The following is a 258-nucleotide window of genomic DNA, read 5'->3' on the forward strand; positions in this document are numbered from 1 at the left end:
CAAGCTGCGCAAGAAATACGCCGCACCCAAACCCACACCGAGTCCGGCACCGCAGGCAGAGACCGAACCGAACACCGGACCCGAACACGGGCCCCGAACCGGAACCGGACCCAAGCGAGACTCCGAACAGGACTCCGCACGGGACTCCGCACGGGACTTCGGACCGGGCGGGCGCTCCCGCCCTGAAGACGAGCACGCCCCCACACCGACCACACCGCCAGCAGACGCGGCCTCACCAGCCGCCCCGGTCGCGGTGAT

General features: G+C 70.2%; 1 pseudogene. It reads left to right on the top strand.

Going from position 1 to position 258, the window contains the following annotated elements:
• Window positions 1-258: pseudogene (locus L0U85_RS16620) on the top strand (hypothetical protein); the annotation flags it as partial.

The sequence above is a fragment of the Glycomyces sp. L485 genome (assembly GCF_022548875.1).
GTDB lineage: Bacteria > Actinomycetota > Actinomycetes > Mycobacteriales > Micromonosporaceae > Glycomyces.